Genomic DNA, 25,582 nt, shown 5'->3' on the forward strand with positions numbered 1-25,582 from the left:
CATCCTCAGAACAGATCGCTGCGCGATTTCAGCAGGGTTTCAACGTCTTTATCGACCTTAATATGGATCTCATGTTCGATTTTGACATTCATATTGATGGTAATCGGCTCCTTTGGCGCAGCGACTTCAATACGCGGCGTACAGCCGGTCAGTAGCGCGGCAACGGCAACGGTGAGCGCACCAGCCATCTTTTTCATTGTTGTTCCTCACTTTCCTTGCCGGTCGAACTGCGGGGAGCAGGTATCGCCGCGTGTTGCTCAAACCAGGTTTGCAGGTTGTCCCCAAAACGCAGGCTGCGCCAGAGGGTAAACACATTTTCTTCATGGGTGTAGTTCAGGTTGACGGAGCTGCTTTTGCCATCGACCCGGCTGGTCCCCTTGATGGTCGCCTGCATGGTTAATTCACCCAGGTTATCTAAATTGATTCTCGTCCACGAACGCGAAATTTCCATATAGCGGAGCCAGTTAATCGCCGCGCCCGCCACCATATTATCTTCCACGATGGCGTCAGCGGTATCTTTGTCGATGCGCAGCGTCATGGGCCCCGGGTTGGTCAGCCAGCCATCCTTGATGATCCATTTTTCATTATCCAGCCAGAACGGCAGCGCCCCGCTCACCCGGCCTGACATGGCAAACTGTTTTGGGTTAACGGCGCTTATCAGCTCGCTTGTGGAGATATTGTCCACGCGCAGCAGGGCCGGATCGTGCTGCGGCATCCGCAACTGCTGCATGGTGATTTTCCCGCCCAGGGTTTCTACCTTCACGTTGGTGAGCAGCAGCGGATTATCCTCCGTCCAGGGATAATCGCCCTGTAAATCCGCGGTAATGTTGCGCGCGGTCACCAGGTTGACCACTTCGCCGATGCGCAGCGTGACCGGACCGCGCGTGCCGAGAGACCAGGTGCCCTCGCTGAAGCGGAACGGCAGCACAAAATCGACGCCGTTAATTTGGTTATCCGGCATCCAGGCGCTGCCGGATTTCAGCACGCCGTGCCCGCCCGCCTCAAAGCCCTGATCGGCCGCCGCCGAGAAGGCCACCTGGGCATAAAGCTCCCCGTCGCGCAGCGTCATTTTCCAGTCCGGCGGGATCAGCGGCTGGAAGACGGTGAGCGACTGTTTTGGCCACCAGGCCTGCCCGCGAAGACGTTCGCCGTCCCAGCGGCCGTTCACCTGCACCGGGCCGATGCTGTCCGCATGGAGATCGCCCTTAAACTGGAACACCGTCGGGTCGGTGCCGTCGACGCTAAAGGTCAGGACCGAGGGCGGCAGTACGCTGCCGCCGGAGAAGCGGGTTTGCCCGGCATTCAGCGACAGCGCGCCGCTGAAGGTGGGTTTCTCGGGGTCACGGAACCAGCGCACCGGTTTTTCCAGCGCCAGGCGCGGCTTGCTGACCTCCATCGTGCCGTACTGCAGCTTGTCAAAACCGGTGGAGAGCGCCGTCAGCTCAATAAGGTTGTCGCGCCACTCGCCTTTCCCGGCAACATCCCAGCGGGCATGCATCGGCGTAAACCCGCCTTTCCCCCAGTAGCGCCACTGCCACAGGCCGCTGTCGGGTAAAAAGTCGCTGGCCTGGCCGTCCAGGTGGAGTTCAAAATCGCCCATCTCGTTCTCGTGGGCGCGCAAAATCGCCTGCAGGCGGCCGTCCACGCCCTTCTGGGTGAGCTTCACGCCCGCCAGCGGCCAGCGGATTTCATCAATATCGAGCGAGTTAATGATCCGCCCGCGCGAGCGAAGCAGCGCGCCCGGCTCAAAGGCCAGCTGCGGGTCATACAGGCTACCGGTTAGCGTTGCGGGCAGTTTGGCGTAAAGAATAAGATCGTTTTGCTTCGCCTCGCCGCTGAGGTGCAGGGGCATGTCGCTGTTTTCCATGCTGAGCCTGCCGGGCCCAATATTCAGTACCGCGTTGCCTTTCCCCGCATCGCCCTGCGTCAACACGTTCAGTCGTCCGGTCAGGATGGTTTTCTCCAGCCCCTGCTGCCAGTTGTCGGCGCGAAGGGAAACCCGCCCGCTCAGCGGCATCCCCGAGAGATCCCAGTTCCAGCGCCCGTCGCTGATGTTCAGCTGCTCCGCCGCGATCTGCCACGGCAGGTCGAGTAGCGGATCGGGGTTGTCCCGCGCCATCACCACCAGCTGTCCCTGATTGCCTTCCCAGTCCAGATCGGCATCGACCAGAGACGTCAACTGTGGCACGTTAAAGGTCGCCACCGCGTGGCCTTTCACCGGCACGCCGTCCGGCACCAGCGGCAGGGTAAACTCGCCCACCAGCTTAACGGGCTGCGGCTGGTCAGGGAGCTGTATATCGAACTGGCTGACCGAGAGCGTCTGGCCGCGAAGCGTGCCTTTGATGCTGACCTGTTCGCCTTTATAGGCGATCTCCTGCATGGACGGGGTCAGCGACGCCTTAAGCTCGCCCTGCCACTGCTGCCAGGGCGACAGCGTCAGACGGTGAACCGTGAGCCAGGTATTGGGTAACACCGCCTGCCACTGCGCCAGCGTTTTGGGGGCGACCGTTGAGGGCGCTGACTGGGGAATTTTGCTGAGGCAGACGGCGTTAAGATCCAGCGCGCCGATATCCAGCTGCCAGCGGCTTGGATGTGACAGCGTCACGTTCTCGATGCGGGCAATTTCACACTCTTCAACCAGATAGCGGAGATCGGGGATTTTCAGCGCGTGGCGGGTAAGCTTCGGACTCTCTTCAAACGCGATGCGCGTCCCGACGGGAAGCCAGATCCCGGCAAGCGTCGGCACCCACTGGGCGAGCGTCATCAGCAGCGTCAGCGGCAATAAAATGAACAGCAATAAAAGCGCAAGAGCGGCTTTGTATTTACCCTTCATGGGCAGTTAATATCCTGATTTAACGAAAGAATTAAGCCGACAGTGCCGATCATTGTCGCATGTTTAGCCAGTCAGTTGAAGGAAATGCCATTTTTAAGGATAGATGCTCTAGAATAATTCATAGAACTTATTGAATTCAATAATATTTTAGAAATTGTAAGATAATTTTAATCATGCTAACGTGAATGCAAAATCACTGGAGAAAGTCTTATGAAACTCGCGGTATACAGCACAAAGCAGTACGACAAAAAGTATCTGCAACATGTTAACGAGGCTTACGGGTTTGAGCTTGAATTTTTCGACTTTCTGCTGTCCGAAAAAACCGCCAAAACGGCGCACGGCTGTGAAGGCGTCTGCATTTTTGTTAACGACGACGGCAGTCGTCCGGTGCTGGAAGAGTTGAAAAAACACGGGGTGAAGTACATCGCCCTGCGCTGCGCGGGCTTTAATAACGTGGACCTCGACGCGGCGAAAGAGCTGGGTCTGAAGGTGGTGCGCGTTCCGGCCTACTCTCCGGAAGCGGTCGCGGAACATGCGATCGGTATGATGATGTCCCTCAACCGTCGTATTCACCGCGCTTATCAGCGCACCCGTGACGCCAATTTCTCCCTGGAAGGGCTGACCGGCTTTACCATGTACGGCAAAACCGCAGGCGTGATCGGCACCGGTAAAATTGGCGTGGCGACCCTGCGCATTCTGAAAGGCTTCGGCATGCGTCTGCTGGCGTTCGATCCGTACCCAAGCGCCGCAGCGCTGGAGCTGGGCGTGGAATACGTTGACCTGCCGACCCTGCTCTCGCAGTCCGACGTGATCTCCCTGCACTGCCCGCTGACGCCGGAAAACTATCACCTGCTGAACCAGGCGGCGTTTGACCAGATGAAAGACGGCGTCATGATCATCAACACCAGCCGCGGCGGGCTGGTTGACTCCCAGGCCGCTATCGAAGCGCTCAAAACTCAGAAAATTGGCGCGCTGGGCATGGACGTGTACGAGAACGAACGCGATCTGTTCTTTGAAGACAAGTCTAACGACGTGATTCAGGACGACGTGTTCCGCCGCCTGTCTGCCTGCCATAACGTGCTGTTTACCGGCCACCAGGCGTTCTTGACGGCGGAAGCGCTGATCAGCATTTCAGAAACCACGCTGGGTAACCTGCAGCAGCTGGAAAAGGGTGAAGCCTGCCCTAACGAACTGGCTTAACCCCCACGCCGGGTGGCGTCTATACCTCGCCCGGCGCGTTTGTTTCCCAGCTGCGATGCGCAACGCGCCACCAGATCAGGACGGCCGCCAGCGCAATCGCGCTCAGAACGCTGAATGCCGTCGCAAAGGAGTAATGCCCGGCAATCGTGCCGGTTAACGCCGGGCTCAAGGATGCCCCAACCCCCTGCATCAGCATCACCACACTCTGCCCGGCATTGACGTGGCCGCTTCCGCGCAACAGCACCACGATAAACGAGGGAACCACAACGCCCAGGATCCCCGCGGCCAGACCGTCAAGAATCTGTACCGGGATCATCATTAACGGTGCGTCCGTAGAGGCCGCCAGCGCCGCGCGCACCGGCATCACCAGCAGGGCCAGCATAATCAGGCGCCAGTAGCCGTAGCGGTCTATTCGGTGGGCAACCCAGATGGCGACGGGGATCATCACGGCCTGCGAGATGATGACGGTGCCTGCCGCATACAGGCCGGGGTTGATCGCGGCGGGCGCCGAGGCCACCCTCATGCTCAGCATCGGCAGCAGCGCGGCGTTCGCCAGGTGGAACAGCAGCAGCGTCAGCCCGGTCACAAACAGCGCCCGGTTTTTAATCAGCACGGTAAAGCCGGGCACCGGAGCGCTCCCCGAGGAGGAAAGCCCTCGCGCCGCGTCGTTATCGATATCCCGGTTGCGTATGGCAAGCAAAGCGCACAGCGTGAGCAGCGTGGTGCAGGTCATCAGCAGGAAAATGCCCCCGACGCCCCAGTACCAGGCAATGCCGCCCGCTAGCAGTGCCGTGACGAAATTACCGCCGTGATTGAACGCCTCGTTTTTACCCATCTGCGCGCTGAACCCGCCCTGGCCGGTCAGGCCCAGCGTAATCCCCGCGATCAGCGGACCGACAAACGCCGCGCAGATACCCGTAACCATCTGCGAGACGGCGACAACGCTGGTCTGCTGGCTAAACCAGAGCAGCAGCGTGCTCAGCGTGATCAACATGCACAGCAGCGCCAGCACCGCGCGTTTGTTCCGGGACGTGTCGGTAATGACCCCCGCAGGTAGCGTAGCCATCAGTCCCGCCAGCCCACCTGCCGTCATCAGGATGCCGATATCATCCGGAGTCCAGCGGCGTTCGGTCAGAAAAATACCGAGAAAAGGTCCGAGCCCGTCGCGAACATCCGCGATAAAAAAACTGGTCAGGCATAATGCCCGCAGCGAACGAAGAGACATACTTCCTGCCTGTAAGGTATCCGGCTCGCGTACTGCGACGACCCGCAGCCAGACGATCGCACAATAAAATTAAAGATGCAGTTTAGCGGTGCTTTTTGAAAAACAAATGACGACTTGAGAGAGATTAACGTGGGAGGCTACATGTCACACCATCCCCCCACGAGCTGCAGCAAAATGTGAATAGCCGCTGGAATCATCAGCAGAACGAGTAAAACCGTCATTACGGCAATCACCATTGGAAACTCCATTATAAATTTTTCATCCTACGAAATCGTAGACCGTATTTTTTTATTGTCACTGGCGCACGGCTATTTTTCTCTTTATTAACGGGGACGTCCTTTTAATGATGCGTCCCCGTAAAGGTGTAATTAACAGGCGTGTTTAAAACGCTGGAGTGTTACCGTAAAACTGTGCTTTTGCTGCTCAAATCGCAAAGTTTTCCGTCATTTGCTTCAGAGACCTTGACTGCTCGGTCAGGGCCTGTGATGCCGCAGCGGACTGCTCGACAAGCGCCGCATTCCCCTGCGTCACGCCATCCATCTGGGTGACGGCTGTGCTGATTTGCATGATGCCCTGCATTTGCTCAACCGAGGCCATGGAAAGGCTATCCATCGTTTCTGCCAACGTAGCCACGTTGCTGGCGGCGCGTAAAATCGTCTCAGCCGTTCTGGATGCGACCGACACACCGTTTTCGACATCCTCAACGGCATGCTCAATCAGGGCCCCAATTTCTTTTGACGCCGTTGCGCTGCGCTGAGCGAGACTCCTGACTTCTGTCGCCACCACGGCGAAGCCGCGGCCATGCTCACCGGCACGAGCCGCCTCAACCGCTGCGTTAAGCGCCAGGATATTAGTCTGGAAAGCAATACCTTCAATAACGCTGGTGATTTCTTTAATCTTCAGGGCATTAGCCGAAATGTTTTGCATCGTTTCGCTCATCTCACCCACGGCAGATTCCCCTTCGCGAGCCAGTGCCTCAGTCTTTCTCGCAGACGTTGCCGTGTGTTCTGCGACCTCGGTGTTGTTTCGAACGGTCATCGTCAGTTGTTCCATGCTGGCGGCAGTCTGCTGCAACGCGGCCGCCTGTTCTTCGGTACGAGACGATAGCTCCATGTTTCCCTGCTCAATCTCCCCGGCGGCGAGATCAACCGACGCGGCAGCCTCTTTGATTTCAGTGACGAGCGTTTTCAACTGGGTCTGCATATTGTCCAGCGCCGAAAGCAGCGTGCCCGTTTCATCCCTACGGGTAATATGTATGGTTGAGGTGAGATTGCCCGCAGCGATAGTATTCGCCGTATTCACGGCCTGCTTTAGCGGTCGGAGAATACTGCGTGAAAGAAGTATGCCCGTCAGCAGCGCGGTGATAACCGCAGCAATCATTCCCAGGACAATCATCATTCGCGTTCGGAAGCGTTCTTCAGCCAGTCGGGTTTGACGTTCAGCCATGATGCTGTACTCATCCCTCAACGCTTGCTGAATAACGCCCCGCATGGCGTCCATTTGGGCTTTTCCGGTATTGCGCTGAACATTATTGATAAACGCATCCATATTCTCGCCCCCGCGGGATACGCTCTCCCTGCGCTGGATTAACGGCAGAGCAAATGATCTTTTCCATTCCTCTTCAAGCGTGGAAAGTGAAGTTAATTTCTGCTGCTGCGACGGGTTATCACGCGTAAGCTCGGCAATTTCTTCTACTTTGCTTTTAAACCTCTCATCACCCTGCGTGAAGGGCTCGAGAACGTCCCGGTTGCCGGTGAGCGCAAAACCCCGAATACCTGTTTCCATGTTGATCAGGGTTTCGGTGACTGAGCGAAGATTATCGACCACTTTATAGCTATGGACGTTGAGCTTGCTTACGGCCGTCACTTTGTCAAAGCTCAAATAGAGCAATCCGCAGACGACGGACATTAAAACCACAATTGCGCCAAATGCTATGGTAAGCCGGGTGCCGATGTTGAGATTTTTAAACATTACTCTTCCTTAATAATTAGCATAGGTTCATCTTCTGGAGATGAATTTTAATAACGGCTTATTTTTTGTGGTTAATGGATTAAGAAATCCATCATGCCCACACCCATGCTAATCGGCAGAGAAAATTAATACTTTAGGCACAATTAAATTATATTTATCATCCAATTAGGATAATTCTTATATGTTATTCATACACCTGTTTACAGCAAATTAAATAATAAAATAAACTTGCAGATATAATAAATTTGAGATTTACGAAAATCGGAAAAATTAGGCGTATTTTATTTATAGAAATTTCAAAAGATTAACAAATGTAAATTAAGTTCATTTATTGACCAGTCCGGGCTTAGGCTGTTTTGATAAAAACCGGGCGCTGCCCGGTTGTTCTTCCAGCCTGAACGCTTCCTACGCGCTCAGCCCGCGATTCTCCAGCATAGGTTCGATCCTCGGATCGTGCCCGCGCCACTGGCGATACAGCTCGGCTAAATCCGTGCTGTTACCGCGCGACAAAATCGCCTCGCGAAATGCCTGCCCGTTTTCCCGCGTCAGGCCGCCCCGTTCGACAAACCACTGATAGCCGTCGTCCGCCAGCATCTGGGTCCACAGGTAGGCGTAATAGCCCGCCGCGTAGCCGCCGCCGAAGATATGGGCAAAGTAGCTGCTACGGTAGCGAGGCGGAACGGCGGGCAGATCCAGCCCCTCTTTTTTCAACGCTGCCGTTTCAAAGGCCTCAACGTCCGATACGGCTTCACGGATGGCGTGCCAGTTCATGTCCAGCAGCGCGGCCCCCAGCAGCTCCGTCATGTCATACCCCTTGTTGAAATGGGTCGCGTTGAGCATGCTTTCCCGCAGGGCGTCCGGCATCGGCTCACCGGTTTCGTAATGGCGCGCGTAGTGGGTAAACACCTGCGGATGGCTGGCCCAGTGCTCGTTAATTTGCGACGGGAACTCAACGAAATCGCGCGGCGTATTGGTGCCGGAAAGCGTGGCGAAGCGCTGGCTGGCAAACAGGCCGTGCAGCGTATGGCCAAACTCGTGGAACAGGGTTATCACGTCATCCCACGAGAGAAGCGCAACGCCGCCGTTAGCCGGTTTCTGGTAGTTACAGACGTTGTAAATCACCGGGCGGGCAGCAAACTCGAAGGATTGCTCGACGAAATTCCCCATCCAGGCCCCGCCCTGCTTGGAGTCGCGGGCAAAGAAGTCGCCGTAAAAGAGCGCCATGCCCTCACCGGTGTGGTCGAAAATTTCCCATACGCGGACGTCCGGGTGATACGCGGGGATATCGAAGCGCTCCACAAAGCGGATGCCAAACAGCTGGCTTGCGGCCCAGAATACGCCATCCTGCAGCACAGTATTGAGCGCAAAATAGGGTCTGATTTGTGATTCATCAAGCGCATATTTTGCCTGACGCACGCGCTCGGCATAGAAGGCCCAGTCCCAGGCCTGCGCGGTGAAGCCGCCCTGCTCGTCGTCAATCACGTTCTGAATGTCGGCCAGCTCGCGTTCCGCACGGGCGCGGGCGGCGGGCACGATGCCGCGCATAAATTCCAGCGCGGCGGCAGGCGTTTTCGCCATCTGATCGGCGATACTCCAGCTGGCGTAGTCCTTAAAGCCCAACAGGCGAGCCTGTCGCGCGCGCAGCGCCGTCAGGCGAAGGATCGGCTCACGGGTGTCGTTTTCGTCCCCTTTCTGGGTGCGCGTCCAGCCCGCGTTGAACAGGTTTTCCCGGGTCTGACGATTGCGCAGCGCGGAAAGCGCGGGCTGCTGAGTCGTGTTCAGAAGCGGGATCAGCCAGCGGTCGTTTAGCCCTCTCTCCGCGGCGGCCTGCGCCACGTCGGCGATCTCGCCGGCGCTGAGCCCGTCAAGCTGGTGCGCGTAATCCACCACCAGCCCACCCGTCTTATCGGCAGCCAGCAGACGCTGATTAAACTGGCTGGTCAGGGTCGCCGCCTCGGTGTTCAGCGCCTTCAGCTCGGCTTTTTCGGTCTCATTCAGACGCGCACCGGCCAGAATAAACCGCTGATACGTCTCGTCGACCAGCCGCCGGGATTCGGCATCCAGCGCGGCGCGGTCCTGCCAGACGCTCTCCACGCGGGCGAACAGCACGTCATTCAGCCAGATATCGTTCGCCAGCGCGGCAAGCTCGGTGGAGAGTTGCTCCTCCAGCGCCTGTAAATACGGATTGGTGTGCGCGGAGGTCATGGCGAAGAACACGCTGCTGACGCGCGCGAGCATGGCGCCGCTTTTCTCCAGCGCCAGCACGGTGTTGGTAAAGTCAGGCGCAGCGGTCTGAGAAACGATCGCGTCAATGTCCGCCCGCTTCTGGCGAAGCGCCTCATCGAACGCCGGGCGATAGTGGCTATCGTTGATCTCATCAAAATGGGGGGCCTGGTAAGGCAGCAGGCTGATGTCAAAAAAGGGATTCGTGGCCGTCATCTTTCACTCCTGAGTACGGGTATCCTCCCAGAGTAGGCCAGGCCGCCATCGCCTGCAACGCCGTCATACAAATGTTGCCTTAACGCACCCTCTGCAGCCGTGCTATGGTAGTACAACACAAAAAGCGTTGAGGAACAGTGAGATGATTATTTTAGTTACCGGGGCAACGGCAGGTTTTGGTGAAAGCATCACGCGTCGCTTCGTCGCCAACGGGCACAAGGTTATTGCGACCGGCCGTCGTCAGGAGCGCCTGCAGGAGCTGAAGGACGAACTGGGTGACAGCATCCTGACCGCGCAGCTGGACGTACGTAACCGCGCGGCCATTGAAGAGATGATTGCCAACCTGCCCGCCGAGTGGCGCGCCATCGACGTGCTGGTCAACAATGCCGGTCTGGCGCTGGGCATGGAGCCTGCGCACAAAGCCAGCGTTGAAGACTGGGAAAACATGATCGACACCAACAACAAGGGGCTGGTCTATATGACCCGCGCGGTGCTGCCGGGCATGGTGGAGCGCAACCGCGGCCACATTATCAATATCGGTTCTACCGCCGGAAGCTGGCCTTACGCGGGCGGTAACGTTTATGGCGCAACCAAGGCGTTTGTGCGTCAGTTCAGCCTTAACCTGCGCACTGACCTGCACGGCACCGCCATTCGCGTCACCGACATCGAGCCGGGCCTGGTGGGCGGCACCGAGTTTTCCAACGTGCGCTTCAAGGGCGATGACGCGAAAGCGGGTAAAACCTACGAAAATGCTAACGCGCTGACGCCGGAAGACGTTACCGAAACGGTCTGGTGGGTCGCGACGCTGCCAAAACACGTCAACATCAACACCGTAGAAATGATGCCAGTCAGCCAGAGTTTTGCCGGACTTAGCGTCCATCGTGGCTAGATCTGCCCTTCCCGGCCTGCGGGCCGGGTCTGTTTCGGCAGCTAAAAGAATGGTAGTATGTTCAGGCTAACTCTCTGAGAAATGACAACTCATGGCCGCTGAATCGCAACTCAATCCTACCCAGCCCGTAAACCAGCAAATCTATCGCATTTTGCGACGTGATATTGTCCACTGCCTGATCCCACCCGGCACGCCGCTTTCTGAAAAAGAGGTGTCCGTGCGTTTTGACGTTTCCCGTCAGCCGGTGCGCGAAGCGTTTATCAAGCTTGCTGAAAACGGCCTGATCCAAATCCGCCCGCAGCGCGGCAGCTACGTGAACAAAATTTCGCTTTCTCAGGTGCGCAACGGCTGTTTCGTTCGCCAGGCCATTGAATGCGCCGTCGCCCGCCGGGCCGCTACGCTTATCAATGACAACCAGTGTTACCTGCTGGAGCAGAACCTCCATCAGCAGCGCATTGCGATTGACCGCAAGCAGCTGAATGATTTCTTCCTGCTTGACGATGAGTTCCACCAGAAGCTGGCGCAAATTGCGGATTGTCAGCTGGCCTGGGACACCATCGAAAACATCAAGGCCACCATTGACCGCGTGCGCTATATGAGCCTCGATCACGTCTCCCCGCCGGAAATGCTGCTTCGACAGCATCACGATATTTTCAGCGCGCTGGAAAAACGCGACCCGGACGGCGTGGAAAAAGCGATGACGCTGCATCTGCAGGAAATTAGCGAATCCGTACAGCTGATTCGTCAGGAAAATAGCGAGTGGTTTAGCGAAGAGTAATATTGCGCCGCCCCCTTTCGGGCGCGGCGATGGGGTTAGCGAACGACTAACACCGGGATCGTGGCGTAGCGCAAAATAGATTCGGCATTTGATCCCAGCAGATGGGTGGTCATCCCCGGATTTTTCGACCCGATGACGATTGCGTCATATTCTCCTTCCTTGCTGAGACTGATAATTTCATCGCGGACGTTGCCAAAGCGAACCAGCGTGTCAATTTTCTCCGGCGAGATATCGAACAGCCTTTTTAACGCGTTCATTTTCTTGCCGGATTCCTCCGTCATATATTCTTCGAACTTTTTAATATCGGCGTTAAATCCGCGCAGCAGGGACCGGCTGCTGGCCGGCAGGATATTGACCAGGGTAATCGAGGCGCCCTCCGCCTTCGCAAGGTTTGCCGCGTGGCGAACCGCTTTGTCGCTCAAATCCATTTCAAACACGTCAACAGGCATCAAAATCTTCTTATACATAAGCCTGACTCCTTATTCCGATGAAAGGGTTATTTCCTGTACCCAGAATGGCACCTGGAATATAAACCAACCCTAAACGCTTCCCTGCTGAAACTATCAGTTAATGAAAATAACGGTCTGCTTTGTAAATTACCGTCCTGAACCGTCAGCACCGGAGGAAATAAAGAAAAAAGTGTGAGTTTGATCAAAAACAAAAACATGCGCCGCGGACAGGCGTATTTATATGCCCCGTGAACGGCAAAACCTGAAATAACGCCGTAACGAACAGGTTAGAGAGGAGAAAATACCATGATGACATACGACCGTAACCGCAATGCAATCACCACCGGCAGCCGCGTCATGATTAGCGGCACGGGTAAAACCGGCGTGATTAAAGCGATACACAGCGACGGGCTGGATGCCGCGCAGGTACGCCGCAGCAAAACGGTTGAAGTGGAAGGATGCGAAGGTAAGTTCGAGCCGATTGAGCTGATTCGCCTCGGAATGCACTAAACGGTGCGCAGACATGCCGCCGCGCACGGCGGCATGTGCTGAATCAGCGTTGAGACGCGTACTGGGCCACGGTCGCTTTCGCGCCCTTTTGCAGCAGCGTCAGGTACGCCTTCATGACCGCATCAACAAAGCCTGCTTCACGCGGGAGTTCCTTGCCAAAGATGGCCTCAATGCCGAGCAGCGCCTTGACCCGGCTTTCCCCTTCCGCACTGCCCTTCACCGCCGCCTGAATCACCGCCAGCTGCGGATCGCTCACGTCAATCGCGTTACCCTGCTCGTCCACGCCGCCGACATAGCGCATCCACCCTGCCACGCCCAGCGCCAGCAGCGGGAAAGGCTTCTGGTGCACCAGGTGCCAGCGCACGGAATCCAGCATGCGCTGCGGGAGCTTCTGGCTGCCGTCCATTGCGATTTGCCATGTCCGATGGCGCAGGGCCGGGTTGCTGTAGCGGGCGATCAGCAGATCGGCATAGCGTCCTAAATCGACGCCCTTCACTTTCAGCGTAGGCGCCTGCTCGTTGAGCATCAGCGCGTGCGCCGCGGCGCGATAGTTCGCATCTTCCATGCAGTCATTAATATGCTGATAGCCGGCCAGATAACCGAGATACGCCAGGAAAGAGTGGCTGCCGTTGAGCATGCGCAGCTTCATCTCTTCAAACGGGATGACGTCTGACACCAGCTCGGCACCGGCCTTTTCCCACTCGGGACGCCCCGCCACAAAGCTGTCTTCGATGACCCACTGGCGGAACGGTTCGCAGGCGACTGCCGCCGGATCGCGCACGCCGGTCAGCTTTTCGATTTTATCCAGCGTGTCGGGCGTCACCGCGGGTACGATGCGATCCACCATGGTTGACGGGAAGGTGACGTTAGCCTCGATCCAGTCCGCCAGCTCGCCGTCTACCGCCCGGGCATAGGAGCAGGTTACGTTGCGCATCACATGGCCGTTCTCCGGCATGTTGTCGCAGGACATCACGCTAAAGGCCGGTAACCCCGCCGCTTTGCGACGCGCCAGCGCCTCCACCACTACGCCCGGCGCGGATGTTGGCTGGTGCGGGTTTTGCAGGTCGGCGGCAATAAGCGGGTGATCGAGCATCAGTTGCCCGGTTGCCGGAGAATGGCAGTAGCCTTTTTCGGTGATGGTCAGTGAGACAATCGCCACCTGCGGTTCGCACATCGCGGCAAGCACGGTCTCAAGCCCGTCAGCCTGCGCGTGCAGCGCCTTTTTGACCACGCCCACCACGCGGGACGTCCACGCGTCGGCAGACATCTCCGCCACGGTATAGAGGTTATCCTGCGCGTGCAGATCGGCAATCTGCTGTTCGCCGCCAATCAGGTTAACCTCGCAGTAGCCCCAGTCGCTGCCGTGTTCCGCGGCGAGAATGTCGGCATACACGGCCTGATGCGCGCGGTGAAATGCGCCAAAGCCTAAATGAACGATGCGTGCGTTAAGGCTGTTGCGATCGTACTGAGGCAGCGTCGCGTTGGCCTGTAATAAGGTATTTTCCATAATTATGACTCGTTAATTAGAAAGCGGTGGATCGCTGCCGCTTTGGGTAAAGCGGCAGCGCCTGCTGACTACACCAACTAGAATGGCAGTCGGGGTAAAAAATCACTGCCATCAACCATACTGATACTGCCGTTTGAGTTTTTGATTTATATTAACTTTTACGCATGTGGTGTGACATAAAGATAAAGTTGTGTGATAAGTCACGCAGGCTGTAAACCATCAGCGCCGCGTGGAGATCGCGCCGTAACCCACGCTCTCAACGGGTGCGGACTCCGCAGCGTCCTGCGCCGCGCTCAAATCACGGTCGCGCACTTCCGGCATCAGGATCGCCGATACCAGCCCAATCGCGGAATAGGCCACCAGCATGGCAACGATCGGCCACCAGGAGCCGGTCATATTGCAGAAGATCCCCGCCAGTACCGGACCAAAACCCACCGCCACCAGACCGCCTGCCTCTTTGGAAATCGCCATGCGGGTAAAGCGGTTTCGTGAGCCAAACATCTCCGCCATGGTGATATTTTCCAGCGCAAACAGCCCCAGCACGGCAAAATTATGGATAACGATGATGCAGAGCATGATCGTCCCCGGCGCATAGCTCTTATCGACGATGATCGACAGCATCGGGTACGCGAGCACAATGGCGGAGATATTGAGGATGATGTACGGCAGACGGCGCCCCACTTTATCGGATAGCCAGCCCAGCAGCGGGATGGAGATAAACCCGAGAATGGAGCTGATCATCAGCGCATCGGTAGGGATGGCCTTATCGAACAGCAGGGTCTGGACCAGATAGCCGGCAAGGAACGTCTGGATTAAACCCGAGTTGCCCGCCTGACCGAAACGCAGGCCGGTCGCCAGCCAGAAGGATTTGCTTTTTACCATTGAACCCAGCGAAGTGTCCGGCTGCACGGTTTGTGCATCGTTTACTTTCTCAAAGACCGGGCTCTCTTTCAGGTTCATACGCAGCCAGATGGCGAAGATCATCACCACCACGCTGGCGAGGAACGGCACGCGCCAGCCCCAGGCAATCAGCTCTTCACGGTCGAGAGCAAAGAACATCACCGCCCAGATCGCCGTTGCGCTCAGCGTTCCGCAGTTAGTGCCCATCGCCACCAGCGAGGAGATGATGCCGCGTTTTCCTTTCGGCGCGTACTCCGCCAGCATGGTCCCGGCCCCGGAGATCTCCGCCCCGGCGCCCAGGCCCTGAATAATACGCAGCGTCACCAGCAGAACCGGGGCAAAAATCCCAATCTGCGCGTAGGTCGGCAGGACGCCAATCAGCGTGGTGCAGATCCCCATCATGGTGATGGTGATAAACAGCACCTTCTTACGGCCAATGCTGTCGCCCATTCTGCCGAAGATAAAGGCGCCGACGATGCGTGCGATATAGCCTGCGCCGTAGGTTCCCATCGCCAGGATCAGCGCCATCGCGGCCGACTGTTCCGGGAAGAAGATCTCGTGGAAGACCAGAGCGGCCCCCAGCGAGTAAAGCTGAAAGTCCATAAACTCCAGGGCGGTGCCCAGCCAGCCGGAAACGGCGGCTTTCACCAGATCGGAGGTGGTTCTTTGAGGTTGTGCTTGGGTCATAATGGCTATCTCTGAAGGTAAGATGCGTACCACATAGAGCCCGTCTGCGCGGGCTCTTAACCGCGTAATTGATTATTGGCCGAACGTGAGCAGAACCTTGCAGCACTGCCGCTGGTCTTTCTCAAACAGTTCAATGGCGTCCGTAACGTGGTGATAGTCAAAGGTATGGGTGATCAGTTTTTCCGGGTCGATCAGCCCTTTTTTCAGCCAGTCGATGACGACCGGGAATTTGTTGGCATTGAGGCGCGAGGAAAATATCGCCAGCTCTTTGCCGGTGATCCCCTGCTGAACGATCTGGCTCGGCTCGCTGGAGAAGCCCATCAGCACGATGCGCGCCGCCGGAGAGGCCAGGATTATCGCTTCCTGCAAAATCGACGGATGGCAGGCGGCATCAATGATTAACGTCGGCTTAATGCCTTTTTCGTCCAGCGCGGCCTGCAGAGACTGCTCGCCGTTATTCAGCACCCAGTCCGCGCCGCTGCGCTGGGCCATTTTCAGGCGCTCATCGATGCGGTCAACCACGATAACCTGCTTCACCCGATAGACGCCTTTCAGCGCCTGTACGGTGACCAGCCCCATCGGCCCCGCGCCATAAATCAGCGCGACGTCCTGTTCAGTCGGATTCGCCTGCCCCGTCACGTTGGCGGCGATGGTGAAGGGCTCGACCATAACGGCGTGTTTGTCCGGTATCGCATCCGGGATGGGCCAGGCGTTTTTTGCGGGCACGGTCGCGTATTCGCTAAAGCCGCCGTCGCGATGGACGCCCAGCACCACCAGCGAGGTGCAGACGTTGGGCTTTCCGACGGAGCACGGGTAGCAGTGCCCGCAGCTGATCACCGGATCAACCGAGACGCGCTGGCCCAGGCGGGCAGCGTCAACGCCCTCGCCCACGGCATCAATCACGCCAAAAAACTCATGGCCAATCACGCGCGGATACTTTGCGAAGGGGTTATGGCCGCGGTAGATGTGGCTGTCCGACCCGCAGATCCCGGCCAGCCTAATCTTGACGCGGACTTCACCTGCGCCCGGCGTCGGGAGTGGCCGTTCCTCAATCACCAGTTCGTTCGGCTGTTGAATCACTACGCTTTTCATCGTTTGCTCCTCGCTTACCAGTTCCACAGCGTGCCGTCTTCAAGACGGGCTACCGGCAGATAGGCCGGATCGTACGGGTATTTCGCCGCCAGCTTTTCATCAAACTCAATGCCCAGCCCCGGCCTGTCGCCCGGATGCATATAGCCGTTATCAAAGCGCCAGCCGTGCGGGAAGACCTCCAGCATCTGTTCGGAATAGCCCATATATTCCTGCACGCCAAAGTTCGGCACCCACAGATCGAAATGCAGCGCGGCGGCGTGGCAAACGGGTGAAAGATCCGACGGGCCGTGCGAGCCGGTTCGCACCTGGTAGAGCGCGGCGAAGTCCGCGATGCGGCGCATCCCGGTGATCCCGCCCGCGTGGGTTATGGTGGTGCGGATATAGTCGATAAGCTGCTCTTCAATCAGCTGCTTGCAGTCCCAAATGCTGTTAAACACTTCGCCCACCGCAATGGGCGTGACGGTGTGCTGGCGAATCAGGCGGAAGCAGGCCTGATTTTCGGCAGGCGTGGGGTCTTCCATCCAGAACATGCGGAATTCCTCGATGCTTTTGCCGAAGCGCGCCGCTTCGATTGGCGTCAGACGGTGGTGCATGTCGTGCAGGAGATGTTCATTAAAGCCGAATTTATTGCGCACCGCGTCGAACAGCTTCGGCGTGAAGTCGAGGTATTTTTCGGTGGACCACAGCTGCTCTTCCGGCCAGTCGCCCTTGGTCGCGGGCTCGTAGGCCAGCCCTTTTCCTTTGGCCATGCCGTAGGTGGTTTTCATGCCCGGCACGCCGCACTGGACGCGGATCGCCTTAAAGCCCATCTCTTTATGGCGGGCGTAGTCTTCGAGCACGTCGTCAATGGTGTGCCCGGTAGTGTGGCAGTAGACCATGACCCCCTCGCGGGATGCGCCGCCCAGCAGCTGGTAGAGCGGCATGTTGGCCGCTTTGGCTTTGATATCCCACAGCGCCATATCCACGGCGGAGATGGCCGACATGGTGACCGGCCCGCGACGCCAGTAGGCGCCCTTATAGAAGAACTGCCAGATGTCTTCGATGCGGTGCGCATCGCGGCCAATCAGCTGGGGGCAGAGGTGATCCTTGAGGTACGAGGCCACGGACAGCTCTCGCCCGTTTAGCGTAGCGTCACCGAGGCCAACAATCCCCTCGTCGGTGGTGATTTTTAGGGTGACAAAGTTCCGCCCCGGGCAGGTAACAAACACGTCAGCCGCGACAATCTTCATAATTCCTTTCCTTACATCGGTCGTTGTGATGCTGGAAATTTACCCATCAACCCTACTACCATACAAGTATGATGATCATAAAATCAGCGAACGGTCACAAAAATCGAGGGGCTCAGGCGCGCCCCCATCCCGCGACAATAATCAGCATACCGCACAGGGCAATCAGCGCGCCGGCCCAGTCGTACGCGCTAAGCCTGACGCCGTCCACCACCCGTAGCCACAGCAGCGCGGTACAGACATAGACGCCACCGTAAGCCGCGTAGACGCGGCCGCTGGCGGCCGGATGCAGCGTTAACAGCCAGACAAACAGGGCAAGCGCAACCCCCGCCGGGATCAGCAATAATGCGCTACCTCCCTTTTTCAGCCAGAGCCAGGGCAGGAAGCAGCCGATGATTTCGCACAGCGCGGTGGCAAAAAAAAGCAGCGTCGTTTTAAGCATATTTCACGTCAGGTGAGGAATTATTTAGACATCATACCTGATGATGCCCTTTACTTTTCCATACTTGCCCCGCGGGTATGACCTTATTTCGCTTTAGTGTAGAATCTGTACGGGGTAACTTGATTATCTGCACCCATTTAAAAGGAAACGCTATGACCACATTAAGCAAACGCCTTTGTCTGACGGCCCTGCTGGCGATGTCATCTTTCGCTTTTGCCGCCTCTGCGACAGCGGAAACCAGCAAGCTCGTTATCGAGTCTGGTGACAGCGCGCAAAGCCGCCAGAATGCCGCCATGGACAAAGAACAATGGAATGACACCCGCAGCCTTCGTCAGAAGGTCAACAAACGTGCTGAAAAAGAGTGGGACAAAGAAGATGTCGCTTTTGACGCGCGCGATAAGTGTCAGCAAAGCGCGAACGTCAATGCCTACTGGGAGCCTAACACCCTGCGCTGCCTGGATCGCCGCACTGGCCGCACGGTAGCCCCGTAATGTCGGCCTCGTGTGACGTTAAGCTCCGTCCGCTGGAGCGGGAAGATCTGCGCTTCGTCCATCAGCTCGACAATAACGCCAGCGTGATGCGCTACTGGTTCGAAGAGCCTTACGAGGCCTTTGTTGAGCTGTCCGATCTTTACGATAAGCACATTCACGATCAGAGCGAACGTCGTTTTGTGGTGGAGTGTGGCGGCGAAAAAGCCGGGCTGGTGGAGCTGGTTGAGATCAACCACGTTCACCGTCGGGCGGAGTTTCAGATCATCATCTCCCCTGAGCATCAGGGGAAAGGCCTGGCCTCACGGGCGGCGAAGCTGGCGATGGATTACGGATTCAACGTTCTGAACCTCTACAAGCTGTACCTGATTGTGGACAAAGAGAACGAGAAAGCGATCCATATCTACCGCAAGCTGGGCTTTATGGTGGAAGGCGAGCTGATTCACGAATTCTTCATCAACGGTGAATACCGCAATACCATCCGCATGTGCATCTTCCAGCATCAGCATCTGGCCGGGCATAAACCGTCAGGCGCCAGCCTGCTGAAACCGACCGCGCAATGAGAGGGATGACAGCCCCTGTCATCAACAATGGCGCGGTCTTTATTGCCGGGTGGCGCTGCGCTTACCCGGCCTACACTGTGCAATAATATCAATATATTGCTCAGTAGTATTCAATCGTGTTTTTGATGGTGTACTTGCGCTCGACGGCCGGTTTGACGCTGTCGTCCGTGATGGTCAGATCGCAGCTCACCGGGTTATTGTGTCGATCGTAGTCGCAGCTCTGCTTCACGTTGCCCAGCGGCTTGTCATTCAGCACGCTCACTGCCGAGTAATCCATTCTTTTGCGCAGATCCTTAGACGGCGTCGACTGGACGGAAAGATGCCGATCCCCGGAGACGGTCGTTTTGCCCAGCGGGTAGCCATCCGCGTCGTAGCGATACTTCACCTCCATCTCTTTGCCGTGCGCCGCCACCACAAAACCGTTGTCGTCGGTATCCCACGTCACCCCGGCTGACGGCAGTTCGGCCAGCTGGCATTTGCCCTGCAGCTTCACTTTGCGCTGCTGGGTTTCCGCATCAAGGTAGTAATTGGCGTCCAGCACCAGCGCCACGCCGGTGTTGGCCTCCAGGTCGTGCAGCTCCAGCGTGTCGAAACACCCTTCCGTCGAGACGGTGCCGGTGACCCGCTTAGATACTTCGCCCTTCTCGTTGAACAGGGTCTGGGTAAAGTCTTTGACCGGGCCGCGCAGCGGATCAAAATCAAACTCGTTTGAAAAGCTCGCCATCTCGGGCGTAAACGACAGCGGCGCGGTGCTGTTGTCGCACCCCACCAGTGTTGCTGCCAGTAGCGTTATCGCGGCGTATTTCTTCACATTGATTACCGTACAGGGAGATTATTCCCAATCATATTAGCAAATACAGTTGTTTACACGAAGCCTGCTAGAATAAATCTACACACAGAGAAAAGGAGCAACAGATGAAACGGTTACCCTGGATTACCGCCCTGCTGTTAATGAGTGCCTCAACCGCCGCGCTGGCGGCACCGGGCTCCTGCGAACGCGTGAAAAGCGACATTCAGCAGAAGATAGTCAACAACGGCGTGCCTGAATCAGGTTTTACCCTGACCATCGTGCCGAACGATCAGGCTGACCAGGCGGGCACGCAGGTGGTAGGCCACTGCGCCAACGACACCTTTAAAATTTTGTACACCCGAACCGGCGGCGGGGCTGCTGAATCTCAGTAATTTAGCCTCAATCTCCTTTGAATTGATGAGGATTAAGATTTAATACCCCCAAATAAGTAACACTCACCCCATCATTAGCCCGGTCATCATTTCGGGAAAAATAATACGCAATTATAATGATGGGGTGAGCCATGTCCGATAGTGAACATCACGGCGGAATTAGCCGTCGAACTCTCGTGAAATCTACTGCAATAGGTTCTCTGGCGCTTGCCGCCGGTGGGATCTCGCTTCCTTTTGGTTTAAAAAGCGCCGCCGCAGCGGTGAAGAACGCCGTTCAGCCTGCAGAAGAAAAGGTCGTATGGGGTGCCTGCTCGGTAAACTGCGGCAGCCGCTGCGCCCTGCGCCTGCACGTCCGTGACGACGAAGTATACTGGGTTGAAACGGATAACACCGGCGAGGATATTTACGGCAACCATCAGGTTCGCGCCTGCCTGCGCGGCCGTTCTATTCGCCGTCGGATCAACCATCCTGACCGCCTGAACTACCCCATGAAGCGCGTGGGCAAACGCGGCGAAGGCAGGTTTGAGCGCATCACCTGGGATGAAGCGCTGGATACCCTCACCGCCAGCCTGAAAAACGTTGTCGCTAAGTACGGCAACGAAGCGGTGTACATAAACTACTCCTCCGGGATTGTCGGCGGCAATATCACCCGCTCCTCGCCTTACGCTTCGCTGGTGGCGCGTCTGATGAACTGCTACGGCGGTTTCCTGAGCCACTACGGCACCTACAGTACGGCGCAAATCGCCTGCGCGATGCCTTACACCTACGGCAGCAACGACGGCAACAGCACCTCGGATATCGAAAACACCAGGCTGGTGGTGATGTTCGGCAATAACCCGGCGGAAACCCGCATGAGCGGCGGCGGGATTACGTACTATCTGGAGCAGGCTCGCGAGCGGTCTAACGCGCGCATGATCGTTATCGACCCGCGCTACACCGACACGGCCGCCGGACGAGAAGACGAATGGATCCCGATCCGTCCAGGGACCGATGCCGCGCTGGTGGCCGGTCTTGCATGGGTATTAATCAACGAAAATCTGGTCGATCAGCCGTTCCTGGATAAATACTGCGTTGGCTATGATGAAAAAACGCTGCCGGAAGGCGCGCCTGCTAACGGTCACTATAAAGCCTACATTCTCGGCCAGGGCGATGACGGCACCGCAAAAACGCCGGAGTGGGCCTCGCGCATCACCGGTATTCCCGCCGATCGCATCGTTAAGCTTGCCCGCGAGATTGGCTCAGCGAAGCCGGCCTACATCTGCCAGGGCTGGGGTCCACAGCGCCAGGCGAACGGCGAGCTGACGTCCCGCGCCATCGCGATGCTGCCGATCCTCACCGGCAACGTGGGCATCAGCGGCGGGAACAGCGGCGCGCGTGAGTCAACCTACACCATCACCATCGAGCGCATGCCGCTGCCGAATAACCCGGTCAAAACGCAAATTTCCTGCTTCAGCTGGACGGACGCCATCGCCCGCGGGCCGGAGATGACCGCCCTGCGCGACGGCGTGCGTGGGAAAGATAAGTTGGACGTGCCGATTAAGTTCATCTGGAACTACGCGGGTAATACCCTCATCAACCAGCACTCCGATATCAATAAAACCCACGATATCCTGCAGGATGACGGCAAGTGCGAAATGATTGTCGTCATCGACAACTTCATGACGTCGTCGGCGAAGTATGCCGATATCCTGCTGCCGGACCTGATGACCGTCGAGCAGGAAGACATCATTCCTAACGATTATGCCGGGAATATGGGCTACCTCATTTTCCTCCAGCCCGTGACCGCGCCGAAGTTCGAGCGTAAGCCCATCTACTGGATCATGAGCGAGGTGGCAAAACGCCTCGGGCCGGATATCCATCAGAAATTTACCGAAGGACGGACGCAGGAACAGTGGCTGCAGTTCCTTTATGCCAAAATGCTCGAAAAAGACCCTCAGCTGCCGTCCTATGACAAGCTGAAAAAAATGGGCATTTATAAGCGCAAAGATCCGAACGGACACTTTGTGGCCTATAAAAAATTCCGCGAAAACCCGGAAGCCAATCCGCTGAAAACGCCATCGGGCAAGATTGAAATTTACTCCAGCAAGCTGGCGAAGATCGCGTCCACCTGGGAGCTGGAAAAAGATGAGACCATCAGCCCGCTGCCCGTCTACGCCTCGACCTTTGACGGCTGGGATGCACCCGAGCGCGCGCAATACCCGCTGCAGCTGTTTGGTTTCCACTTTAAAGCGCGTACCCACTCGAGCTACGGCAACGTCGACGTGCTGAAAGCGGCCTGCCGCCAGGAGGTCTGGCTTAACCCTGTCGATGCCGAAAAACGCGGCATTAAGAACGGCGATACGGTGCGCGTCTTTAACACTCGCGGCGAGGTACGAATTGAAGCGAAAGTGACGCCGCGCATCATGCCCGGCGTAAGCGCCATGGGTCAGGGTGCCTGGCACGATGCCGATATGCGTGGCGATCGTATTGACCACGGCTCATGCATCAACACGCTGACGACCCATCGTCCTTCTCCGCTGGCGAAAGGCAACCCGCAGCACACCAATCTGGTACAGATCGAAAAGGTGTAGTGGGTGCATTGCGTGGCCGTGGTTTATTCTATGGTTTGTATTATCGGTTAACACAGTCGCGCGGACGCCCTCCGCGCGAACAAGGAAGATTTAATGAAAGACGCCTCACATCGTGAATCGTTCGCGTTCAGCGCCCGGGTGCTGGGCGCGCTGTTTTATTTCGCCCCGGACAGCGAGCAGGCCGCGCCGCTGGTGCAGGCCCTGGCCGCAGGCGTATGGGTTCAGGACTGGCCCCTGCCGCCGGAGATGCTGCAGCCCGTCGCTGATACCTTTGCCGCACCTTGCGATGAGCCGCTGACGGACGCGTGGCAACGGCTGTTTATTGGCCCTTACGCCCTGCCCGCTCCACCGTGGGGTTCCGTCTGGCTGGATCGCGAATCCGTGCTGTTTGGCGACTCGACCCTCGCGCTGCGCCAGTGGATGCGGGAGAACGCTATCGCGTTTGAGATGCAGCAGAATGAGCCGGAAGATCACTTCGGTACGCTGCTGCTGCTGGCGGCGTGGCTGGCTGAAAATGGCCGCGATGCGGAGTGCGACCAGCTCCTGGCGTGGCACCTGCTGCCGTGGAGCACCCGCTTCCTGTCGGAATTTGTCGATAACGCCGGGCATCCGTTTTATACCGCGCTGGGCAAGCTTGCGCAGCTGACGCTGGCAGAGTGGCGCTCCCAACTGCTTATTCCGGTTGCGGAAAAGACGCTGTATCGGTAAGGGACGTGGCTTGCTCGCGGGTGGCGGGCAAGCCAGGTTAGGGTTTAAACCTCTCCGCCTGATTCACTCACGCTCTCTTTGCTCTGAATGAACCGCAGCGCCAGATAGAGGTCCGGCGCCAGAATCATGTCATCATCATTCATTGTTGGCCGACTCTCCTTAAACCAGCGCGTTAACTCCGTTTTCCTGCCCGCAAGGATTAACGTAATCTTTCGACCCTTCAGGTCACGCTTCAGCTCATTAATGGTTGCCAGCACGCTGATGTCTGAATAGGTGAAGCACGCGACGGCATCAATGACCACCCATTTAGGCTGTAATGCCGCACCGTCAACCAGGTTCAATACCCGGCGTTTAAAATAGGCCACATTAAAATAGGTCAACGGTGAGTTAAATCGATACATCAGCACGCCGGGAACCATTTTAATATCGGCCGTATTACCCAATGAGTGAATCATTCCGTTTTCATCAGTGCCCAGTAAGTGCTCCGAGGGACGAAAGACGGTACGCAGGAACTGCAGCAGGCCAAGCAACACCGCCAGGCCGATGCCCTGGATCACGCCGATAATTAAAACGCAGCCAAACGTGAAAAAGGCGAGGCGAAATGCCTGCTTATTTCTCCGCCGCAGGTTCCATAATCCACGTAAATCAATTAATGACCACGACGCATACATTAGAACAATACCTAATGCAGATACCGGAATAAACTGTAATGGCTGAGTGAAAAAGACCACCACGATACCGATGAGTAAGGCGGCGACGATGGAGACCAGCTGGCTTTTCCCCCCGACGGAATCATTCACCGCGGTCCGGGAATCGGCACCGCTGATAGCAAACCCCTGAGATAGCCCCGACATAATGTTCGCAATACCCAGCGCCCGAAACTCGGCATCAGCATTAATTTCATAGCCATTTTTCGCGGCGAAACTGCGGGCGGTCAGCATCAGGCTGACAAAACTGACCAACGCCAGGTTCAGCGCCGGGATCACTAAATCACGCATCGGCCCCGGCTGGAACGCCCCCCAGTTAACCACGGGTAAACCAGACTGGAAGCCATCACCACCAATCGTAGCGATACCATACTGCTGCGCGGATGTCCCCCACACCAGTAACGTTGTCAACACGATGGCAATCAGCGGCGCTGGCCACTGGCTACGATACGTTTTGATCGCGATTAAAATACCTAACGTTAAAAGCGATATCCCTATGGTTAATAGATGGCTTTCGGAAAGCCGGCTCGGCAAGGCCATGATTTTCTCAATAACCTGCGCTTCATCTAGCCTGATCCCTAAAACCTTGCCCAGTTGCCCGACAATAATCGTCACGGCGACGCCATTAAGCAACCCCGTAAGAATGGGATGAGAAAGGAGATCGGCCAGCGCGCCCAGGCGAAATTTACTGGCAAGCAGACACCACCCGCCCATCATCAGCGTCATGATGATGGTCAGCTGCCAGTGCAGTTCGGGATTGCCCGCAGAAAGCGGAAATACGACGGCCGCAATCACCGCGCAGGTCGTGGCATCAGGGCCAACAATAAGCTGACGTGAAGAGCCAAACAGGGCATACGCGATCATCGGTAACACGCAGGAATAGAGCCCCACGATTGCCCCAACGCCCGCCAGCTCAGCGTATGCAATCGCAACGGGTAGCGCGACAGCCGCAACGGATAACCCGGCCTTAACATCCTGTTTTAGCCAGCTTTTATCGTAGGCTAACAAATTTTGTAAGCCTGGCATGTAGTTTAACAACAGTTTCCCGAACACGTTGTTCTCCGGATATTGATATTACCTGGGAAATGTTGGCACACTTTTCAGTGAGGTTCTGGTTTTCAAATGCTCCGGACTGAGACGCGGCCTCTCAGTTGCTGATAAAGCCCTTTGATTTAGGGCGTTGACGTCCAGAACCGCACGTTTTGCTAAACCGAAA

The 25,582-nt window shown here is 56.9% G+C and carries 22 protein-coding genes; 9 read left to right on the plus strand and 13 right to left on the minus strand.

Going from position 1 to position 25,582, the window contains the following annotated elements; genetic code table 11:
* Positions 1-5: 5 nt before the first annotated feature.
* Together L6R44_RS03895 and L6R44_RS03900 are read right to left on the minus strand one after the other, a co-directional pair.
* Entirely contained in the window at positions 6-197 is a 192-nt protein-coding gene (locus L6R44_RS03895; RefSeq protein WP_045354815.1) for a YnbE family lipoprotein, read from the minus strand.
* Positions 194-2,833: a YdbH family protein gene (locus tag L6R44_RS03900; protein WP_237423343.1), complete on the minus strand. Its 2,640-nt coding sequence runs from the start codon at positions 2,831-2,833 to the stop codon at positions 194-196. The genes L6R44_RS03895 and L6R44_RS03900 overlap by 4 nt, the downstream gene beginning before the upstream one ends.
* Positions 2,834-3,043: 210 nt before the next feature.
* Between L6R44_RS03900 and L6R44_RS03905 the strand changes: the two genes are divergently transcribed.
* On the plus strand, positions 3,044-4,033 hold the full coding sequence (locus tag L6R44_RS03905) for a 2-hydroxyacid dehydrogenase (protein ID WP_045329037.1): 990 nt from the start codon (positions 3,044-3,046) through the stop codon (positions 4,031-4,033).
* A 19-nt stretch (positions 4,034-4,052) separates the two neighbouring features.
* Here the strand turns inward: L6R44_RS03905 and L6R44_RS03910 are convergent, their stop codons facing one another.
* The 3 genes from L6R44_RS03910 to dcp all read right to left on the minus strand — a co-directional run bounded on the left by L6R44_RS03910 (position 4,053) and on the right by dcp (position 9,668).
* The gene (locus L6R44_RS03910) at positions 4,053-5,258 is read right to left on the minus strand and encodes an MFS transporter (protein ID WP_237423344.1); all 1,206 of its coding nucleotides are present in this window, start codon (positions 5,256-5,258) and stop codon (positions 4,053-4,055) included.
* Positions 5,259-5,681: 423 nt separating this feature from the next.
* Positions 5,682-7,229 (minus strand): methyl-accepting chemotaxis protein, encoded by a 1,548-nt coding sequence (locus L6R44_RS03915; protein WP_032640425.1) that lies wholly within the window; start codon positions 7,227-7,229, stop codon positions 5,682-5,684.
* A gap of 405 nt (positions 7,230-7,634) precedes the next feature.
* The gene (dcp, locus tag L6R44_RS03920) at positions 7,635-9,668 is read right to left on the minus strand and encodes a peptidyl-dipeptidase Dcp (RefSeq protein ID WP_237423345.1); all 2,034 of its coding nucleotides are present in this window, start codon (positions 9,666-9,668) and stop codon (positions 7,635-7,637) included.
* A gap of 142 nt (positions 9,669-9,810) precedes the next feature.
* Between dcp and ydfG the strand changes: the two genes are divergently transcribed.
* Together ydfG and L6R44_RS03930 are read left to right on the plus strand one after the other, a co-directional pair.
* The gene (gene ydfG / locus L6R44_RS03925) at positions 9,811-10,557 is read left to right on the plus strand and encodes a bifunctional NADP-dependent 3-hydroxy acid dehydrogenase/3-hydroxypropionate dehydrogenase YdfG (protein ID WP_023311558.1); all 747 of its coding nucleotides are present in this window, start codon (positions 9,811-9,813) and stop codon (positions 10,555-10,557) included.
* Between the two features lie 91 nt (positions 10,558-10,648).
* A complete protein-coding gene (locus L6R44_RS03930; RefSeq protein WP_237423346.1) occupies positions 10,649-11,335 on the plus strand; it encodes a GntR family transcriptional regulator in 687 nt (228 codons plus the stop codon).
* 35 nt (positions 11,336-11,370) lie between these two features.
* Here the strand turns inward: L6R44_RS03930 and L6R44_RS03935 are convergent, their stop codons facing one another.
* A complete protein-coding gene (locus L6R44_RS03935; protein ID WP_237423347.1) occupies positions 11,371-11,802 on the minus strand; it encodes a universal stress protein in 432 nt (143 codons plus the stop codon).
* Positions 11,803-12,090: 288 nt separating this feature from the next.
* On the opposite strand from L6R44_RS03935, the gene ydfZ reads away from it, so the two are divergent.
* Positions 12,091-12,294 (plus strand): putative selenium delivery protein YdfZ, encoded by a 204-nt coding sequence (gene ydfZ / locus L6R44_RS03940; RefSeq protein WP_014883679.1) that lies wholly within the window; start codon positions 12,091-12,093, stop codon positions 12,292-12,294.
* A 43-nt stretch (positions 12,295-12,337) separates the two neighbouring features.
* Here ydfZ and L6R44_RS03945 read toward each other — a convergent pair whose 3' ends face one another.
* The 5 genes from L6R44_RS03945 to L6R44_RS03965 all read right to left on the minus strand — a co-directional run bounded on the left by L6R44_RS03945 (position 12,338) and on the right by L6R44_RS03965 (position 18,148).
* Entirely contained in the window at positions 12,338-13,801 is a 1,464-nt protein-coding gene (locus L6R44_RS03945) for a mannitol dehydrogenase family protein (protein WP_237423348.1), read from the minus strand.
* Between the two features lie 219 nt (positions 13,802-14,020).
* Positions 14,021-15,388 carry an MFS transporter gene (locus L6R44_RS03950; RefSeq protein WP_237423349.1) on the minus strand — a complete coding sequence of 456 codons (1,368 nt, stop codon included), beginning with the start codon at positions 15,386-15,388 and terminating at the stop codon, positions 14,021-14,023.
* Positions 15,389-15,460: 72 nt separating this feature from the next.
* Positions 15,461-16,480 carry a Zn-dependent oxidoreductase gene (locus L6R44_RS03955; protein WP_237423350.1) on the minus strand — a complete coding sequence of 340 codons (1,020 nt, stop codon included), beginning with the start codon at positions 16,478-16,480 and terminating at the stop codon, positions 15,461-15,463.
* Positions 16,481-16,494: 14 nt separating this feature from the next.
* Entirely contained in the window at positions 16,495-17,709 is a 1,215-nt protein-coding gene (manD, locus tag L6R44_RS03960; RefSeq protein ID WP_237423351.1) for a D-mannonate dehydratase ManD, read from the minus strand.
* Positions 17,710-17,821: 112 nt separating this feature from the next.
* The gene (locus L6R44_RS03965) at positions 17,822-18,148 is read right to left on the minus strand and encodes a YnfA family protein (protein WP_023330304.1); all 327 of its coding nucleotides are present in this window, start codon (positions 18,146-18,148) and stop codon (positions 17,822-17,824) included.
* A 152-nt stretch (positions 18,149-18,300) separates the two neighbouring features.
* Here L6R44_RS03965 and L6R44_RS03970 point away from each other — a divergent pair, with 152 nt between their 5' ends.
* On the plus strand, positions 18,301-18,639 hold the full coding sequence (locus tag L6R44_RS03970; RefSeq protein ID WP_045890288.1) for a DUF1283 family protein: 339 nt from the start codon (positions 18,301-18,303) through the stop codon (positions 18,637-18,639).
* On the plus strand, positions 18,639-19,199 hold the full coding sequence (gene speG / locus L6R44_RS03975; RefSeq protein WP_014883673.1) for a spermidine N1-acetyltransferase: 561 nt from the start codon (positions 18,639-18,641) through the stop codon (positions 19,197-19,199). Before L6R44_RS03970 ends, speG begins: the two co-directional genes overlap by 1 nt.
* A 100-nt stretch (positions 19,200-19,299) precedes the next feature.
* Here speG and L6R44_RS03980 read toward each other — a convergent pair whose 3' ends face one another.
* Positions 19,300-20,010, minus strand: coding sequence for a YnfC family lipoprotein (locus tag L6R44_RS03980; protein WP_032640451.1), 711 nt, complete (start codon positions 20,008-20,010; stop codon positions 19,300-19,302).
* A 104-nt stretch (positions 20,011-20,114) separates the two neighbouring features.
* Between L6R44_RS03980 and L6R44_RS03985 the strand changes: the two genes are divergently transcribed.
* The 3 genes from L6R44_RS03985 to dmsD all read left to right on the plus strand — a co-directional run bounded on the left by L6R44_RS03985 (position 20,115) and on the right by dmsD (position 23,659).
* Positions 20,115-20,381, plus strand: a complete 267-nt coding sequence (locus tag L6R44_RS03985; protein ID WP_237423352.1) for a DUF1161 domain-containing protein — start codon at positions 20,115-20,117, stop codon at positions 20,379-20,381.
* 131 nt (positions 20,382-20,512) lie between these two features.
* Complete coding sequence (gene ynfE / locus L6R44_RS03990; protein ID WP_237423353.1) at positions 20,513-22,951, plus strand: selenate/tellurate reductase subunit YnfE; 2,439 nt, start codon at positions 20,513-20,515, stop codon at positions 22,949-22,951.
* A 93-nt stretch (positions 22,952-23,044) separates the two neighbouring features.
* The gene (gene dmsD / locus L6R44_RS03995) at positions 23,045-23,659 is read left to right on the plus strand and encodes a Tat proofreading chaperone DmsD (protein WP_237423354.1); all 615 of its coding nucleotides are present in this window, start codon (positions 23,045-23,047) and stop codon (positions 23,657-23,659) included.
* A 44-nt stretch (positions 23,660-23,703) separates the two neighbouring features.
* On the opposite strand, the gene L6R44_RS04000 is transcribed toward dmsD, so the two are convergent.
* Complete coding sequence (locus tag L6R44_RS04000; RefSeq protein ID WP_237423355.1) at positions 23,704-25,419, minus strand: SulP family inorganic anion transporter; 1,716 nt, start codon at positions 25,417-25,419, stop codon at positions 23,704-23,706.
* Positions 25,420-25,582: the final 163 nt, after the last annotated feature.

Origin of the sequence: Enterobacter cloacae complex sp. ECC445 (assembly GCF_021892025.1) — a bacterium.
Taxonomy (GTDB): domain Bacteria; phylum Pseudomonadota; class Gammaproteobacteria; order Enterobacterales; family Enterobacteriaceae; genus Enterobacter; species Enterobacter chengduensis.

Excerpts from the sequence above, each read along its gene's own strand:
- L6R44_RS03905 (WP_045329037.1), top strand. The coding sequence starts at position 3,044 with ATGAAACTCGCGGTATACAGCACAAAGCAGTACGACAAAAAGTATCTG.
- L6R44_RS03900 (WP_237423343.1), bottom strand. The coding sequence starts at position 2,833 with ATGAAGGGTAAATACAAAGCCGCTCTTGCGCTTTTATTGCTGTTCATT.
- L6R44_RS03910 (WP_237423344.1), bottom strand. The coding sequence starts at position 5,258 with ATGTCTCTTCGTTCGCTGCGGGCATTATGCCTGACCAGTTTTTTTATC.
- L6R44_RS03955 (WP_237423350.1), bottom strand. The coding sequence starts at position 16,480 with ATGAAAAGCGTAGTGATTCAACAGCCGAACGAACTGGTGATTGAGGAA.
- L6R44_RS03915 (WP_032640425.1), bottom strand. The coding sequence starts at position 7,229 with ATGTTTAAAAATCTCAACATCGGCACCCGGCTTACCATAGCATTTGGC.
- L6R44_RS03895 (WP_045354815.1), bottom strand. The coding sequence starts at position 197 with ATGAAAAAGATGGCTGGTGCGCTCACCGTTGCCGTTGCCGCGCTACTG.
- ydfG (WP_023311558.1), top strand. The coding sequence starts at position 9,811 with ATGATTATTTTAGTTACCGGGGCAACGGCAGGTTTTGGTGAAAGCATC.
- L6R44_RS03930 (WP_237423346.1), top strand. The coding sequence starts at position 10,649 with ATGGCCGCTGAATCGCAACTCAATCCTACCCAGCCCGTAAACCAGCAA.
- ynfE (WP_237423353.1), top strand. The coding sequence starts at position 20,513 with ATGTCCGATAGTGAACATCACGGCGGAATTAGCCGTCGAACTCTCGTG.
- L6R44_RS03970 (WP_045890288.1), top strand. The coding sequence starts at position 18,301 with ATGACCACATTAAGCAAACGCCTTTGTCTGACGGCCCTGCTGGCGATG.
- dmsD (WP_237423354.1), top strand. The coding sequence starts at position 23,045 with ATGAAAGACGCCTCACATCGTGAATCGTTCGCGTTCAGCGCCCGGGTG.
- L6R44_RS03950 (WP_237423349.1), bottom strand. The coding sequence starts at position 15,388 with ATGACCCAAGCACAACCTCAAAGAACCACCTCCGATCTGGTGAAAGCC.
- speG (WP_014883673.1), top strand. The coding sequence starts at position 18,639 with ATGTCGGCCTCGTGTGACGTTAAGCTCCGTCCGCTGGAGCGGGAAGAT.
- ydfZ (WP_014883679.1), top strand. The coding sequence starts at position 12,091 with ATGATGACATACGACCGTAACCGCAATGCAATCACCACCGGCAGCCGC.
- L6R44_RS03935 (WP_237423347.1), bottom strand. The coding sequence starts at position 11,802 with ATGTATAAGAAGATTTTGATGCCTGTTGACGTGTTTGAAATGGATTTG.
- L6R44_RS03985 (WP_237423352.1), top strand. The coding sequence starts at position 20,115 with ATGAAACGGTTACCCTGGATTACCGCCCTGCTGTTAATGAGTGCCTCA.
- L6R44_RS03945 (WP_237423348.1), bottom strand. The coding sequence starts at position 13,801 with ATGGAAAATACCTTATTACAGGCCAACGCGACGCTGCCTCAGTACGAT.
- L6R44_RS03965 (WP_023330304.1), bottom strand. The coding sequence starts at position 18,148 with ATGCTTAAAACGACGCTGCTTTTTTTTGCCACCGCGCTGTGCGAAATC.
- manD (WP_237423351.1), bottom strand. The coding sequence starts at position 17,709 with ATGAAGATTGTCGCGGCTGACGTGTTTGTTACCTGCCCGGGGCGGAAC.
- dcp (WP_237423345.1), bottom strand. The coding sequence starts at position 9,668 with ATGACGGCCACGAATCCCTTTTTTGACATCAGCCTGCTGCCTTACCAG.